At 66.2% G+C, this 17,018-nt stretch carries 7 protein-coding genes; 3 read left to right on the top strand and 4 right to left on the bottom strand.

The annotated features are described in order from the left end of the window. The 4 genes from ACH413_RS43890 to ACH413_RS43875 all read right to left on the bottom strand — a co-directional run. Positions 1–952, bottom strand: a 952-nt coding sequence (locus ACH413_RS43890) for a beta-ketoacyl synthase N-terminal-like domain-containing protein (protein WP_396425962.1), incomplete at its 3' end; no start/stop codon positions are given. Further along, positions 945–7,250, bottom strand: coding sequence for a MupA/Atu3671 family FMN-dependent luciferase-like monooxygenase (locus tag ACH413_RS43885; RefSeq protein ID WP_360047604.1), 6,306 nt, complete (start codon positions 7,248–7,250; stop codon positions 945–947). The genes ACH413_RS43890 and ACH413_RS43885, both read right to left, overlap by 8 nt. A 122-nt stretch (positions 7,251–7,372) precedes the next feature. Next, entirely contained in the window at positions 7,373–9,649 is a 2,277-nt protein-coding gene (locus ACH413_RS43880) for a penicillin acylase family protein (RefSeq protein ID WP_360047602.1), read from the bottom strand. A 509-nt stretch (positions 9,650–10,158) separates the two neighbouring features. After that, on the bottom strand, positions 10,159–11,148 hold the full coding sequence (locus tag ACH413_RS43875; RefSeq protein WP_360047601.1) for a ParB N-terminal domain-containing protein: 990 nt from the start codon (positions 11,146–11,148) through the stop codon (positions 10,159–10,161). A gap of 502 nt (positions 11,149–11,650) precedes the next feature. Between ACH413_RS43875 and ACH413_RS43870 the strand changes: the two genes are divergently transcribed. The 3 genes from ACH413_RS43870 to ACH413_RS43860 all read left to right on the top strand — a co-directional run bounded on the left by ACH413_RS43870 (position 11,651) and on the right by ACH413_RS43860 (position 17,017). Further along, a complete protein-coding gene (locus ACH413_RS43870) occupies positions 11,651–12,700 on the top strand; it encodes an amidohydrolase family protein (RefSeq protein ID WP_360047599.1) in 1,050 nt (349 codons plus the stop codon). A gap of 146 nt (positions 12,701–12,846) precedes the next feature. Continuing rightward, positions 12,847–16,110 carry a BTAD domain-containing putative transcriptional regulator gene (locus tag ACH413_RS43865; protein ID WP_360047597.1) on the top strand — a complete coding sequence of 1,088 codons (3,264 nt, stop codon included), beginning with the start codon at positions 12,847–12,849 and terminating at the stop codon, positions 16,108–16,110. After that, positions 16,094–17,017 carry an FAD-dependent oxidoreductase gene (locus tag ACH413_RS43860; RefSeq protein WP_360047595.1) on the top strand — a complete coding sequence of 308 codons (924 nt, stop codon included), beginning with the start codon at positions 16,094–16,096 and terminating at the stop codon, positions 17,015–17,017. Before ACH413_RS43865 ends, ACH413_RS43860 begins: the two co-directional genes overlap by 17 nt. Position 17,018 lies beyond the last annotated feature (1 nt).

The raw sequence follows: 17,018 nt of genomic DNA, 5'->3' as shown, positions 1-17,018 counted from the left end.
GAGTCAACGCCGCAACCTCGATCGGATCACCCAACCGAGTCCCCGTCCCATGCGCCTCCACATAACCCACCGAACCCGCATCCACACCCGCCACCGCAAGCGCACGACCGATGACCTCGGCCTGACCCTCGATGCTCGGCGCGGCGAAGCCGACCTTGGACGAACCGTCGTTGTTCATCGCGGCGCCCTTGATCACCGCACGGATGGTGTCTCCGTCCGCCAGCGCGTCGGAAAGTCGTTTCAGCACGACAACACCCGCACCACTGCCGAACACCGTGCCGGTGGCGGCAGCGTCGAACGGCCGGCAATGTCCGTCGGCCGACACCGGGCCGCCTTCTCGATGCGCGTGTCCTCGCTCCGGCGCGACGTTGACCGCCGCGCCACCCGCGAGCGCCATGTCGCATTGAAAACCGAGGAGGCTCTCGCACGCGGTGACCACCGCGACGAGCGACGTCGAGCAGGCGCTGTTGACATCGACGCTCGGTCCACGCAGGTCGAGGTGATACGACACCCGCGTGCTGGCGAAACCCTTGTCGTTGCCCATCATCACGGCGAGGCCGTCCTGGTCGAGATCGACTCGCCCCGGCGCGTTCGCCAAGTTGAACAACAGGTATGTGGGCAGCCCGGTACCGCAGTAGACACCGACGGAACCGGGACAGGCAGCTGGGTCGTACCCGGCCGATTCGAGGGCTTCCCAGGCACACTCGAGCAGCAGACGTTGCTGGGGATCGAGCACCTCGGCATCCCTTGCCGAGTAGCCGAAGAAGGGCGCGTCGAACATGTCCGCGCCGTCGAGGATGCCCGCTGCGGGCGGACCGCTGGGCTGGGGCGTGATCGACTCCGTGCCGGCGAGAATGTTCTGCCAGAACTCCTCCACGTCACGTGCGCCGGGAAACCGGCCGGCCATGCCGATCACGGCGATGTCGTTGTCCACAGCGGAAATCTCAACCACGGCCGCCACCCCGTGCCACCCGATCACGGCGCGCCCGCCGCGCCTCGCGCTGCTTTTCGGCCCGCTGACCGCCAGCAGCCACCCGATCCTCCACGTGGTCACCGGCGAGGTACTGGGAAAGTGCTTTCACCGTTGGATGTTCGAAGAGCGTGACCAAGGGAAGCCGATGGCCCAGCTCCTCGCGCAGCCGATGATGAACCTGCACCATGCGCAGCGAGTTGCCCCCGACCGCGAAGAAGTTGTCGTCCAGGCCGACCTGATCCTTGCCGAGGACGTCCTCCCAGATCGAAGCGATCGCACGCTCGGTCTCGCTCACCGGGGCGGTCACCGCACGGCTGCGCTCGAGAGCGGTGCCGAGCTTGTCGCTCAACGCCTTGCGATCCAGCTTCCGGTTGGGCGTCAAGGGAAAGTAGCTGAGCACCACGAACTGATCCGGAACCATGTGTTCGGGCAACCTGGTGCGCGCGAAGTTCCGCAGTTCGTCGGCGGCCTGTTCGAGCCGTTGCCGGTCGGCCGCGGTCAGATAGGCCACGAGCCCTGTCACGGTCGCACCGTCCCGCCGGGCGACGACCGCGGCGTCGGCAACCGCCGAGTGCTCGCGCAGCATGGTCTCGATCTCGCCGAGCTCCACCCGGTGGCCCCGGATCTTGATCTGGTTGTCGAGCCTGCCGAGAAACTCGATGACGCCGTCCGGCCGTCGCCTGGCGAGATCACCAGTCCGGTACAGCCGCGCTCCCGGCGTCGAGCTGAAGGGATCGGCGACGAAGCGCATGGCCGTCGATGACGCGTCACCGAGGTAGCCCGTCGTAACGCCGTGACCGCCGATGCACAGCTCGCCGGCCACGTTCACCGGCGCGACCTGTAGTCGGCTGTTCACCACGTGGAGCTGAGTGTTGGCGAGCGGCGCTCCGATAGGTACCGGATCAGCAGGTGAGCTCAGGGTGTAGGAGGACGACCACACCGTGGTTTCCGTTGGCCCATACATGTTCATCACGACAGGAGCCGCAGTTATCAGGCGTGCTGCCAGGTCAGCGGGCAGAGGCTCACCACCGAGCAACAGGGTCCTCAGGCCAGACAGTTCCTGCTCGAAGTTCTCGTCCGCCAGGAGCAACCGCATGGTCGACGGGGTGCATTGCATGAGGGTGACGTCGTGCCGGGCGATCTGCTCCGCCGCCGACAGGGCCGGCATCGTCGCACGACTCGCCGCCGTGAGACGTCGCAGCTCGTTGAGCTGCGGCAGGCTCGCGCGCACCAGATCCTCGTCGACGCCGAAGTCGATCAAGCACGCGATCTCGCCGACGCCTGCCTCGTGCAACCGCTCGACCAACCGCCGGCAGTTCTGCGGAGTGCCGAACAGCGCGCTGGTTTCGGCGTACCTGGTGAACGCGACGTCCAGCAACGCGGCCATGTCGCTGTCGTCCAACGAGTCGAGATCGTTGATGCCCAAGCTCGCCGCCAGCCTGGCCACCAGCCCCACCGAGGAGCGAAGGTAGTCCTGGAACGGTTTGCGCACGATTTCCAGAACAGCGTCTTCGTCGTCTCCGACGAACGTGTGGACCATCAGCGTCACCACACCGGCAGCGGGATCGTGTCCGTGCTCCGCCAGCGACCTGCGGTACAGAGCGATCTTCCCGGCCAGCTCCTCGACACTCTGCCCCAGCAGATGGGTCAGGACGTTGGCACCGAGCTCACCTGCCTTCGCGAACGTCTCCGGGCTGCCGGACGCGGTGATCCACACCGGTAGTTCCCGCTGCACCGGTCGCGGGAACGTCCGCACCTCGACATCGTTGCCCGCGCCGCCGCGAACGGTGATCGACTCACCGCGCCACAGCCTGCGAACGTCCTCGATACCTCGCCAGGTGTGCTGGTGTCGCTCGGCGTACCGATCCGGGAAGAAGGCGAAGTCGTCGGGGTGCCATCCGGAGGCGAACGCCACACCGGCCCTGCCGTTGGAGAGGTTGTCCACCATGGACCATTCCTCTGCCACCCGAATGCTGTCGTGCAACGGCATCACAACGCTGCCCGCCATGAGGCGCACGCGACTGGTGATCGTGCTGAGTGCGGCGCTCGTCAGCGCCGGATTGGCGTAGGGGCCGCCGAACGCGTGGAAGTGCCGTTCCGGCGTCCAGACTGCCTTGAAGCCGTGGTCGTCGGCGAACCGCGCTCCGTCCACCAGCAATCGGTAGGGCGAGGACGAGTCCTCGTTCGCGAAGTAGAACAGGCTGAAGTCGACAGGTCCCGCGGACGGCGTACGGCGGCCTCGGTCGCCGGTGATCGCTTCCGTCGACAGCAGCACGACCTTCGCTCCGCGAGCCAGCGTCCACAGCAACTCGAGCACCGAGATGTCGAAGCCGATGCCGGTGAGCGCGAGGAAGGTGTCCCGCTCGTCGCAACTCACCGCGCGGTCCAGCCCGGCGAACAGGTTGAGAACGTTGCCGTGGCTGACCATCACGCCCTTGGGGCGGCCAGTCGAGCCGGACGTGTGCATCACATACGCGATGTCGTCGACGGTGATGCGATGAGGCATCGCGACGTCGCTCGATACCGAGCCGTCGAAGGCCTGGACATCCACCACTGGGACTTCACCTGAGCCGAAGAGCCCTCGCGCTGAGGAATCCGCGACGACGACAGCCAGGCCGGCATCACTGATCATCGCGCTGCGCCGGACAGCTGGATGGCTCGCGTCGAGCGGAACGTACGCGGCACCCGCCTTCAACGTGCCCAGCATCGCGATGAGCAGTTCGACCGACCGCTCCACGCAGATTCCCACCGTCGTGCCCGGTCCCGCACCGATGCTCTGGAGGCGTGCTGCGAGCGCGTTGGCGCGCCGATCAAGCTCACCGTATGTGAGGTGAACGTTCTCGTGCACCACGGCGACCGCTTCCGGTCGTCGCTTCGCTTGAGCGGCAACAAGATCGTGCACGAGCCTGCGTTCGCAGTACTCCGCTTCCGTAGAGTTCCAGTCCCGCAGCAAGCACGACTGCTCGCCCGCCGCGATGATGGGCACGTCGAGGATCCGCTGTGCCGGATCAGCAGCCATGGCGGCCACCACGGCCCGGAAGCCGGCGAGCAGGCGATCCGCCGTCTCCGCGTCGAAGATGGAAGTCGCGTACTGCAGCGATGCCGCGATCCCCTGTGCCGACCGCGCGGCGGTGAGCGTGACATCGAACTGCGACGGTTGACCGGCCAGTCTCATCGGTCGCAAGGCCAGGCCGGCCCGATGGGTGACGCCGCCTTCTCCACCGAGGATCAGCGCTGCGAGCTCACCGTCGTCGCCTGGTGCCTGGAGCAGCACGAACATGGCCTGGAAAACCGGCGCCCTGGCTGGGTCACGGGCAATCCCGAGTTCCTCCACCAGCAGGGGGAACGGCAGGTCCTGGTGGTCCAGGGCAGCACGCACGAGACTGGCCGTGTCGGCAAGCAGGTCGGCGAAACGCGGGTTGCCGCGCAGCTCCGCACGCAGCGGCACGGGATTGACGAAGTACCCGACGACGTCTGTCCATTCAGGACGTGTGCGAGCCGCCAGCGGCGAGCCGACGATCACCTCGTCCTGATTGGTGAAGCGGTGGAGCACCACCTGGAACGCGGTCAGCAACACCGTGTACAGGGTCGTGTTGTGCCGGCGAGCCAGCTCTTCCAGGCGCTCGGCGAGAAGGGCGTCTAGCACCAGGCTGCGGTTGTCACCAGCGAAGTCCTGCGTGGCGGGACGAGGGCAGCCGACGGGCAGGTCGAGCACCGGCAGATCGCCGTGCAGTGCACGGGACCAGTACCTGCGCAGGCGATCGCCTTCCGGACCACCGAGCAGCTGTTCCTGCCAACGGACGTAGTCACCGAAGGAGTGTTCGGGCGACTCCTCCACAAGAATCGCACCGTCGCACGCCGCCCGGTACGCCGACGTCAGCTCAGTGCACAACAACGACAACGACCAGAAGTCCGCGATGATGTGGTGCACGACCACCAGAAGCACGCTTTCGGACGCAGACCTGCGAAACAGATGAACACGCAGGAGGGGCGCCGAGGCCAGGTCGAAGGGTCGCCTCCCCTCGTTCCGCAGGCACTCACGCAGGTCGTCCGGCGACAGTCCTTCCGTATCCGTGACGAAAACGCAGTCCATTTCGTCGAGCACCCGCCGGGCCGGCACTCCGTCGCGGGGTTCGAACACCGAGCGCAGAACGTCGTACCGGCTCACCAGAGCGGCGACAGCCCGCCGGAGCGCGTCCTCGTCGAGCCCTGGCGTCACGTTCAGCGCGGTCGCGATGTTGTAAGCAGCGCTCTCGGGGTTCATCTGCTGGAGGAACCACATCGCCTGTTGGCCGCGCGAAAGCGGCCCGTCCTCTCGCCGATGCCCTGCGACAGGAGCTGGACGGTGGGGCCGCTGGCGATCAGCCTCGTCGAGTTGAACCGCCAGCTCCAGCAGGCTCAGGTCTCCCAGCAGTTGCCCGGCGGGCACGTGAACGCCGTACTCGGTCTCCACCAAGTGCTGCAGGGTGATCGCCCGCAGCGAGTCCAATCCGGACTCGTTCAACGGCCGCGACGGGTCGATGTCGCGGGAGTCGGGAACCGAAAGAGCGGAGGCGACGAGATCCCGCAAATGCCCGACGACACCGGTCTGCCACGTCGCGAGTTCCGGCGTCGCGTCGCCGGTTCGCTCGCCGGTGTGCACGTCCAGCACCGGCAGAACGCCCTCGGTGAACAGGGACCGGCAGCGGTGGCGCTGGATCTTCCCGCTGGAGGTCTTGGGCAGCGCACCGCTCTGCACCAGGAGGACCGTCGCCACCGCCAGTTCGTGCTCGTCGGCCACCGCCTGCCGAACAACGCGGCCGACGGTTTCGGCATCTGCGCTCGTCCGCTTGACCTCCAGCGCGACGATCACCCGCAGCCCGTCCTCGTCGTCGACGGTGAAAGCCGCGCAGAGGCCGCGGAGGACATCACCGACCGCGGTCCGCACCGTGTGCTCGATGTCCTCCGGATGATGGTTGCGGCCGCGGACGATAATGAGGTCTTTGGCCCTTCCACTGACGAAGAGCTCGCCTTCACGCACGAACCCCAGGTCACCGGTTCGGAAGTACCGGGTTCCCTCGTCGTCGGTGAGCGCGGCGTTGAAGGCGGGATCATCCGGCCGTCCCCAGTAACCACGAGCGATGCTCGGGCCTCCGACCCAGATCTCGCCCTCGACGCCATCAGGCAGCGCCGTCGTCGTCTCCTGGTCGACAACGGCAAGACGGTGGCCTTCCACCACCGGTCCGCAGCTGACCAGTCGCCGCCCGGCGGCGTCGACCACATGCGGAACACCCTGCCTGCCGGCCACCAGCAACGTGGCCTCGGCGAGGCCGTAACAGGGCAGGAACGCTTCCTCACGGAACCCGCACGATGCGAACTTCTCGGCGAATCGCGTAAGCGTCGATAACCGCACCGGCTCCGCACCACTGAATGCCACGGACCAGCTCGACAGGTTCAACGAAGTCATTTGTTCGGGCGTCACCCGGTCGACGCACCAGTCGAACGCGAAGTTGGGCCCACCGCTCACCGTGGCCGATGTCTGCGTAATCGCCTGAAGCCATCGAAAGGGGTTCTGCACCATCTCGGCCGGGGACATCAACGTGACCGGATAACCAGCGTAGAGGGCTTCGAGAATGCCGCCTATCAACCCCATGTCGTGGTACGGCGGAAGCCAGATCACCGCACTGCTGTCCCGGCCGAGCCCGAACCTGCGCTGGATCGACTCCAGGTTGTGCAGCAGGTTGCCGTGCGACACCACCACACCTTTCGGGCTCCCGGTCGAACCAGAGGTGTACTGGAGGAACGCAACAGCGTCGTGGTCGAGCGGTGGCGCGCTCCACCTGCCCGCCTCCTGCTGCCCGCTCACGGTCATCAGGAGCAGTCCGGCGAGTTCCCCGTCGTGCTCACCGCGCCGGACAGCCTCCGCTGTTTCGGCGTCCACCAGGGCGTATCGCGCCGAACAGTCCTGGATGATCGCGTCCAGCCGTACCGCGGACCGGTTGGGCCTCGGCGGGTAGACGGGTACCGCAACGGCCCCCGCGAACAGGCAGGCTCCGAACGCGACCAGGTAGTCCAGTCCCGGCTGGCAGAGCACCAGCACGCGCTCGCCCAACGCGCCGACGTTCTGAAGTTCGCCTGCCAGCCGCCGCACCCGAACGTCAAACTCCGCGTAGGTGAGCGCACCGATCACCTCGCCGTACCGCCGGAATGAGAAAGCGACGTCCTCCGGCTGGTTCAACGCACGCGATCGGACCACCTCGACGAGCGATGTATTTTCGGTCGCCAAAATGTTCTCCACTGACACGTGACCCCCCAAGGAACCGCCAGTTTGGCGAACTAACCAAAATACGCAGTAGACGCATTTGAACAGGCAATTTCAACCTAGTGCCCGAAAAAACCCAGGTCAACGACCGTTCAACTTCAGTTGAACAGCCTTTCCCCAATTAGCTTTTTTGCCGCGAACAGCTCCGTCTGGTCGCTGTGGTGTGGCGATGCCGGATCGGTCGACTGCGAATACGCGAGCACCGTCTTGACGTCCGCACCAGACCGGCTCATCCGGGCGGCGAACAGGTGGCTGGTTCCGAGCAGAACTTCCGGAGACGCTCCGAGGCCGAACGCCGCACCGGTGTACACCGCGTTGTAGCAGCCTGCGGTGCCCGAACAACCATGAATCGGGATCGAAACGGGAGAACCAGTTGTGTGCTGCACCGCGCCGACAGAGACGTCCAGCGGCAGACCCATCGACTCAAGATCTCCTGCCGCCTTGGTCAGCGCGTCCCGGACGCCGCTGTCGTCGGCCCGCAGCCCCGCCGGCGTCGTCAAGGGTGCGGCGGCGTCAAACGGCTTCGCCCAACCACGTCCGGGCACAGCGCGCAGCCGCTGCCAGAACACCTGCCAAAGCACAGCTCCCCGGCTGTTCGTGTCCGCTCGCCGATCCCACTTGGTCAGCACTTCACACGCCTTGGCCAGGGCGTGCTCATGACGTGCGCACATTGCGAGCACGTCCGGCATTGTGAGCTCTGCGCTGTACACGCGGTTGTCTAGTACGAGAGACAACAGGTCGTCCCGCGTGACGCCGGACGCCGTGCTCGCGAGCCGCTGGATCTCCACCGCTCCGAACCTCGTGCGCAGATTCCGCTCGGTGCCGGAGTCCCCGACGATGCGCGGCGTGCGTTGCGGTGTGGTGGGATTCGTCAGCCATGCACTGTCGTTCGAGTTCGCCACCCAATCCGTCCGGGTCATGCGCGGCAACGCACGCGGTCCAAAGGTGCCCGGCTGGACTGCGTCGGAATCGTTCCCCAGCGCGCAGGCGGACGTCGCGCCGTCGATGATCGCGAGTCCGGATGCCTGGAAGATCGGTTGATCAGCGGCCGCGATGCATTGCCGCGCCCGCCCGTCGGTCAGGTTCGGCACCACCGACACGCTGTCGAAGTACACCCGGCCACGGGAGTCCGCTGCGGTGGTCGTGAAAAAGGGAACTCCCTGCCACCGTGCGTGCGCACGTTCCAGTTCCTCGACATCGTCTGCTTGGGACTCCGCGAGGAAGGTGTCGATCTGACGGAGGTTGCCCTCGTTCGCGTCGTCGACCGCGTACGCGGTCGATGCCGTCCACCTGTGGTTGGCGTCGAGCTCGACGATCCGGCCGAAATCTGTGCGATAGAGGGTCTTGCGCACCGGCGAGACCACGCCGTCCGCTCGACGCACAGGAACGTCGATCACCTGGGACATCATCTTCCTCGGCTTGCCGTCCACCAGGTACGTCGTCGGATCCCCCTCTTGGAGGGTCAGCTTGCGCACGATCATCGGGGTCGCGGCGGAGACGGTGTGCGTCCAGGCGAGCTGCCTGTTGTAGCCGATGCCGAGGATCGGAACGCCGAACGGAGCCGAGCCCGCGGCGTTGAGGCGTCCCGGCACGGTGAGCCGCATCCGGTAGAAACGCCCGTTGCCCACCCAGGGAAAGTGCGGATTCGCCAGCAGCACACCTGAGCCATCACGGGTGAGGTCACCGCCGACAGCAATCGCGTTGCTCCCGGCCGCTGCCTGCTCCTTCACCGCTGTCACCCTGTCCAGCAGGGACGACGCCGGCGCAGGAGCCTGTCCGGAACCCGGTGGCTGTGCGTTGAGCACACCGGGCGCCAACACGGCGGACCCCTGCATGCCGAAGTGGTGAACGTGCCGCCAGATGTCGAGTTCGGTCAGCGGGTTGACCCAAGGCGCGTCCTTGCACTCACCGGGAAGTGATGCCGTCCTCAGGTACCGGTTGAACCCCCGCACGTAGCCTTCGACGAGCGCGCGTGCCTGCGCGGAAGGTCCCTGCGGCACCGGTAGTGCGAGCAACCGTTCGACCTCGCCCGCGTCGTTGATCGACCGGTGGTAGAGGTCGCTCTCGAGGTTCGTCCTGAATCCGGTCAGCAGATCCGGCGCGGGCGCCGTACCAGCGCCGTGCCAGCGCGCACGTTCACCGCGGTTCGTCACCTCGATTTCCAACATCGCGCAGGCGTTGTCCGCTGCGAACGCCTGGCCGATACCGTCGCCCAGCCGCGTGAAGTCCGATGCCACGACATGCGGGACACCCCAGGGATCACGAATGACCAACGCTCCCCCGGTCCCGACTCCCGCCGCAGAGGACGGAGTGGCCGAGCCGGCACCGGAGGCCAGCAACACGACGACGAGCGCCGAACCTGCAATTCGTCGCAACGATCGCATGGTCATCTCCCCCAAGATGTGGCAGGTAACTGCGGAGAAGGGGCCGGTGGTTCTCGGCCCCTGCGGTTTCAGAAGGTGTAGCCGGATGCACGAGTCCGCGCCTCACCGCGCGCAGTCGCGAGCGGTCCCTGCTTGCGTTCACACGAGAGAGCGCAGGCCCTCCAACCCATGGCGCCACGTCTTCCGGTGCGGTCCGTGGCCTCGCTCAGATCCGGCTCATGTGCTCCGCTCGCGGGCGAGGCGGTCTCGCAGACTCAGCGGTCGGATGTCGATCCCCATTCGCTCAACGTGTGCCAGGCATTGGTCTTCACTTCCTACAAAACCTTCGACAGCCCAGCGTCATCTTCTCGGTCAGGCATCACACAGCTCTTGGACACGCGGGACGGACAACGGTTTTCGACGTTCGAGAATTCGGATCGATACACAGATGCGCCCGGAAGATTGCGATCAGGATTCTGATGCTAGAACCAGAAGTTCCGCGACAGCAAGGCCAGACGGGTTCACATCTCCGATGAACGCCTGTTCAAGTTGACCGCGAAATACCGCCAAACGTCAGCACACCTGTCAGCGGCCTCGGCAACAGTCCGGGCGCAATGTGGTGGCACCTGGTCGATGAGACGCAGCCAGTTGCCACTGTTCATCGAGTGGGCGTCGAACAACCGCAGGATCACCCGGCCGGTCTCGCTGAACCGCAAGGATGGATCGTTGCGCAGGTGTGCCAGCATCAGCGATATCGCCGCGGCACCGGCCTCGACGTCGTACTCGGCATCATCAAGATCACCGGACGGAGGGACTGGTGCCGGCCTGACCATCTCGCTCCTGGAGCTGGCACGCCGCTGGGCCGGCACCGGGTCCTCTCCTGCGACCACGCGCTGACGCACGTCGCGGGCCGTCGCCACGGCAATTCCCGCCTCCGCCGCGATCTCGCGCAGAGACGCGTCCGGTTTGCGCCCGAGGAACTCGGCAGCCCGCACACGCCCCTCTGCAGCACTGGTCGGCCGGACCCGTCCGTCCAAGCCCATCCGCCTGTTCATCTCCGGAATCTCCGCAGACGAACTCCGTCGCAGCGCCGCGACCGTCTTGTCGGAAAGACCCACCTTGCCCGCGATCACACGGTTCGACAGGTGTGGATGGGTACCGATTACGCGTGCGGCCGCGGCTGCGCGGTCTCTCCTGCTCAACGGGAGCCCATGCGCGACGTTGCGCTCCACCGCGATGAGGAACGCATCGGCGAGCGTGCCGTCGAAGTATTGGACGTCGACCCGTTCAACACCGCGCAGCTTCGCCGCGCTCAGGCGATGCAGACCGTCGATCACCTGCATGGTCGGCCTGTGCACCAGGATCGGCGGAAGCTCGTCGAAGGTCTCCGCCAGGAGGCTCACGTGGCCCTCGTCCTGTCCGCCGAACCTGGGCGACTCCCCCGGCGACAGCAGATCCAACCTCACCGATTCTGTGACAGATTCCTCGACCTCGCCGAAGCCGACGTCCACCAGCCTGATGTTCGCGTTGCGCCCTTCCAAATCGCGCAATCCAGCGTACGCGCGTGCCACTGATCCCCCCAGACCTTTGGTCGGTGTCACTTCAAATCGGACTTCACCGGTCCGACGAACTCCACCGCCGATGATTCGAGCACGATGATCGCCGCCCCGCAATCCGAGCAAACGAGCACTCCACAACCCTCATCGTGAGCAACCACGATTCGGCACTCACCTGGCCCAACCCGTGACTACCTACCGAAACCAGGGACCGAACCCCTCTCAATCGAAACCACCTTCACCGCCTAACAGCCACCGGCAGCGTCCCGGTCACCCGACCACCACTTTCCGGCAACTCTCAAGCCGAATGCTGGTCGCACCCGCTGTCACTTCGATGACGGACCAATGACGTGTCCTGTGACGGTCGGTCGATACAGTGCCTTCACGTGGGCCACACGGCGGATTCGAACGCCGTTGTGTGCACACCAGACACGTTCACCGCGAGGGGAGACTGTGCGTGGCACTCAAGATCCGAGGCGTTCGACTGCCGGAACGTGACGAGGTTGTTCTGCGCATCGACGGCGACCGGCTTCGAACCTCGACCCTCGAGGAAGACGACGTACTGGTCATCGACGGCGGATGGCTGCTGCCGGGGCTGGTCGACGTGCACACGCACCCCGGCACGGAGAAACCGGGTGACCAGTTCGAGCTCGCACTCTTCCGCGAGCACATGATCCAGCACCGCGACGCCGGCGTACTCGCCGTACGTTCACCTGGATCGGCTGATCCAGACTCGGCCCGGGTGCATGACGACATCGAGCTACCTCGGCTGTACACAGGCGGACGCTGGCTCGCCACGCCTGGCAGGTTCTTCGCGGGTTTCGGTCGCGATGTCAGCGAGGCGGAACTGGCCGATGCGGCGGTCGAGGAGGCCAAGGCGTCCTCGGGCTGGTGCAAGATCATCGGGGACTGGCTTCCCGGTGATCCGCCTGTATCGCTGGAGGCGCTGACCGCAGCGGTGAGGGGCGTGCGGGCGATCGGCGGCCGGGTCTCGGTGCACTGCCAGACAGCGGAGGGAAGCAGGAACGCCGTACTGGCCGGAGCGGACAGCCTCGAGCACGGCATGCATCTCGACCATTCGCTTCTCCCCAGAATGGCCGAGCAGGGCACAGCCCTCGTGCCGACCTTCACGACGTTCGCCAAGACCGTGGGCCAACTCGGCCGCGGCGAACCGGAACACATCCGGGAGTGGCTGCAGACCGGATGGGACGGTCTGTTCCAGACGACGCGTGCCGCTCACAACGCCGGCGTGACCGTGCTGGCCGGGACCGATCACAAGCCGTGCGGCGAGATCGCGGGCGAGATCGAGTGGCTGATCCGTGCCGGGCTGCCAGCGGACGCGGCCGTCGGCGCGGGCTCGTGGATTGCGCGGTCGTGGCTCGGCCTGCCTGGCCTGGAGGATGGCGGGTGGGCTGACGTCGTCGCCTACGAGACGGATCCCACCGAGGACCTCACGGTGCTCAAGCGTCCGAGCAGGATCGTCCTCAGAGGACGCGTAGTGCGCTGACCAGGTCTTTTCACACACAGCCGACTGAGCAGGTCGCATGCATCGCACCGATGAGTCACCGTCACCATGCGGTAGCGTGAATGCGCGGACAGTCACAGCTGGTGGTGAGAAGGGAACGACACGTGGCAGGCGGTGAAGAAAACCACGTGTCGTTCGGCATTCTCGGCACCTTGACGGCGAACGTGGCCGGAGTGCCAGTCCCGGTCGGCGCGGCCAAGATGCGCATCGTCCTGGCAAGCCTCCTGCTGCAGCCCAACCGGCCGCTGTCGTTCGACGACCTCACCGAAAGGTTGTGGACGACGGACAGCCCGAAAGGCAGCCGGAACGCGGCGCAGACCTACGTCATGAGACTCCGCAACGTCCTCGGTGATGCTGGTGGCGCAATCCGCACGCATCCGATGGGATACCTCATCGAGGTATCTGATGACGCCGTGGACCTCGGCCGATTCCACAAGCACCTGGCGCTCGCGAAGAAAGCAAGCAGCGCCAATGACCTGCACACCGAAGCACAAGAACTGCGCACCGCGCTCGCACTGTGGCGGGGCGCGCCACTCGCTGACGTGCCGTCGGACTTCCTGCAGCAGTACGAGGTGCCGAAGCTGGCCGAAGAACGCCTCGAGGCCCTCGGGCGCCGGATCGACGTCGATCTCGATCTGGGCATGCACACGGGCCTGGTCGCGGAACTGCAAGGCCTCACCGCCGAGCATCCCCTGCGCGAGCGCTTCTGGGGCCAGCTGATGCTCGCGCTGATCCGATCCGAACGCCAAGCCGACGCCTTGGCGGCGTACCGCGAGGTCAGCCGCCTGCTGAGGAATGAACTCGGAGTCGACCCCGGAGAACCCCTGCAGAGGCTGCACCACCAGATCCTCAACGGAGAGTTGGCGCCGGCTGCCACCCACGAACCTGTGGTGGCAACCGGCACACCGACCGACCCGTGGGTCGCACCACACCAGATCCCCCCAGGCGTGGCCGGTTTCGTGGGACGGCTGAGCCCGGTGCAACAGATCGAGGAGATCACCAATCCGGCCAGGCAGAACTCGCACGCAGTGCCGATCGTCCTGCTGGCCGGGCCGCCTGGTGCCGGGAAGACCGCATTGGCGGTCCACGCGGCTCACCGGCTCATCGCCCGGTACCCCGATGGTCAGCTCTACATCGACCTCCGCGGGTACTCGACGAGTCCACCGGTGGCACCGTCCGACGCGCTGACCCGGTTGCTGCGCGCGGTCGGTGTCCCGCCCGAGCACATACCTGCCGAACGGGACGACCAGAGCGCACTCTTCCGGTCCGTTCTCGGCGATCGGCGGGTGCTCGTCGTGCTCGACAACGCCGTCAGCCCCGACCAGGTACGGCCGCTGCTTCCCGGCAGCCCGAACTGCGCGGTGCTGGTGACCAGCCGGGACAACCTCAACGGTCTCGTCGCGGTCAACGGCGCCCGCCGAATTCCTGTCGGCCTGCTCGGCGAACAGGACGCACGGGAGTTGCTGTCCACCTTGCTCGGTGCCGACCGCGTGGCCGACGATCGCCGGTCCGCCGACGAGCTCGCCGCCGCCTGCGGGTACCTGCCACTCGCGATCCGCATCGCCGCTGCGAACGTGGACGTCCTCGGCCTGGATATCGCGGACTACGTGCGGGAACTCCGCGACAGCGACCGGTTGGCCGCAATGGCCATTGAAGGCGACGAGCAGGCTGCGGTGTACCTGACGTTCGACCTCTCCTACAGCGTTCTCAAGCCGGGGTTAGCCCGGTACTTCCGGTTGCTCAGCCTCATTCCCGGACAGGACTTCGACAGGTACGCCGCCGCGAACCTCGCGCACGTCACACCAGCGTCCGCTGCGCGCATGCTCACTCAGCTCACCACCGCCAACCTGATTCAGATCAGGTCGGCTGGGCGCTACCACTTCCACGATCTCATCAACGAATTCGCGCGCACGAAGTGCATGGCGGAGGACAGCACCGACGAGCGACAGCAGGCACTGAAGCGGCTGTTCGGCCTGTACCTCGAGACAACGCGGTCCGCGGAGGTCCTCTCGCATCAGAACAGCGGGATGTCCTCGGGCACTACCGCGTCCGGCGATCTTGAACTGCCGCCGCTGTCCACAGCTGCCGAAGCGCGCCGGTGGCTCCAGGAGGAGGCCGCGAACATGACCGCGCTGGTCTGCGACACCTCCAGCGACAGCGCGACACTCCCGACGTGGAACCTGACCAAGGAGCTCAACCCCTACTTCCAGCGACAACGGCTCGACATCATGTGGCGTGCCACGCTCACCGCTGCGGCTGCCGCCGCCAGTGAGCGTGGCGACGGGCCAGCCAACGCCGAGGTGGAAACCGGCCTGGCTAGGCTCGAGTTCTACCAGTCCCGGCACGCGTTGGCGCGCGCACACTTCTCCCGTGCCTCAGGTCTCTTCAACGAAGTCGCTGACAAGGCGGGAGAAGCGCGTGCGCTCTCCGGCGTGGGTTCCGTCACCTTCGACGAGGGCGACTACAACTCCGCCATCAGGTACTTCCGCCACGCCACGGCGTTGTTCGAAGAGGCCACCGACACCGCAGGCCTTGTCACCGCGCTGCACAATCTCGGTACCGCGCTGATGACAATGGGCCGGACGGCCGAAGCGATCCAGCAGTTCGTCGCGGCACGGGAGCTGACCGGTTCACCTGACCTGAAGCCGATGGACGCGCGGCTGATCGCCAGCATCGGGGTCACCGAGCTGTGGCGCGGTCAGTTGTCCAACGCGCTCTCGAACTTTCAAAACGCTCTCGCGACGATGCAGGAGTTCGGATATCCGCAGTACGCCTGCGAGGTCTTGCGGAGCATCGCCGAAGTTCACTTGGAAGCAGGACGGTTCGACCAGGCCGACGCGGTCGGCAGACAAGCCCTCGAGATCGCCGAAGGGGTGAAATCGCCGTGGCTGATCACCGGGTTGAACGCCCTTCTCGGCCACATTGCGCTGCACCTGGACAACGTTGACCAAGCCTTCGCGCACCTATCGGTCGCCCAGGAACGCACCACCGATCGAGTGCGTCACTGGCGCTCGGCGGTGGCCCGCGGACTGGCTGCCTGCCACCGCCGACGTGGCGAACTGGTGATCGCCGCAAACCTGATGTCGCACGGGCTCACCGACGAGCGTCCCCGAGAGCGTGGGCGAGCCCACCTCGAACTGGCCGAGATCCTCAAGGCTCGCGGTGATCTCCGCGCAGCCGCGAACGAAGCCGAGATGTCCGCGGAATCGGCCCGCGCCCACGGCTACCTCCTTGATGCCGCAAGGGCTTTGAGCACAGCAGCCGAGCTGTGGTCCTTGTTGGGAGACGACGAGGTCGCACACACACTGACGGCTCGGGCCGCACATCTCTCTTCCGAAACGCACGCCGACGATCCAGACAGAACGGAACCAGCACATGTCTCACGACCGTGACGAGCCGGCCACCCATTACGAGGTGCTCGTGGTCGGTGCGGGAGCAGCCGGCCTCGCGGCCGCCGCGTTCCTGGGGCGCTGCAAGCGAAAGGTGGCGGTGATCGGACTGGCCGACCGCGCCAATTCGTCGGCGGCGAAAGTGCACAACCTGCCGTTCGCCGAAGGCGTCACGCCGGAAAAGCTCTACGCCACGATGGAGGCGGAGCTGGCAGAGTTCGGCGTTGTCGTTCTACGGCAAGAGGTGGAGAAGATCCAGGTCGACGACGACCTGCGACGCGTTCAGGTGTTCACCGCCGCCGGCCAGATCACCGGAGCGCGTTTGCTCCTCGCCACCGGGCTGGACTACGACGTGCCTTCGTGGGTACCGGCTGAGGCCTGGGGGAAGTCGGTCTTCACGTGTCCGTTCTGTCACGCGAGCGACCACGAGGGTGAGGCCTTCGCGGTCGTCGGCGCGGATGCGCAAGCCGTCCACACGGCTTTGCTGTGCGCCGCACACGCCAGCACTCTCACGGTCGTCGTCGCGGATCCCGCTGCTGCCCAGTCCCCCGAAGCCGATCACATTCGCTCGATCGGTGGTGAGGTCGTCGTGGACACCGTCGCCGACGCGGAGTTGCTCTCCACCGGCGAGGTCGAAATGGTGACCGCTGGTGGTCGTCGCATCCATGCAGGAGCGGTCCTGCTTCTCGGTGTCATCCGAGCGCGGAAGACGCTCAGCGAGATGCTCGGTCTGCCGCCGTCGTGGACAGGACTTCCCGAGGTGGACCGCGAAGGGCGCAGCCAGCACCCGTTGATCTGGGTCGCCGGTAACGCCGCCATGCCCTACTACCTGCTCGTGGAGTCCATGGGCAGCGGGATTCGCGCAGGCATTTCCATCCACAAGGATCTGACGACCGAACTCGTGAAATGAC

The organism is Lentzea sp. NPDC020367 (assembly GCF_044387305.1).
GTDB lineage: Bacteria > Actinomycetota > Actinomycetes > Mycobacteriales > Pseudonocardiaceae > Lentzea.
Note: the sequence above shows the minus strand (reverse complement) of the source record. Positions and strands in the feature narration are given on the sequence as shown.

Coding starts and splice junctions, on each gene's coding strand:
- ACH413_RS43860 (WP_360047595.1), top strand. CDS start 16,094: ATGTCTCACGACCGTGACGAGCCGGCCACCCATTACGAGGTGCTCGTG.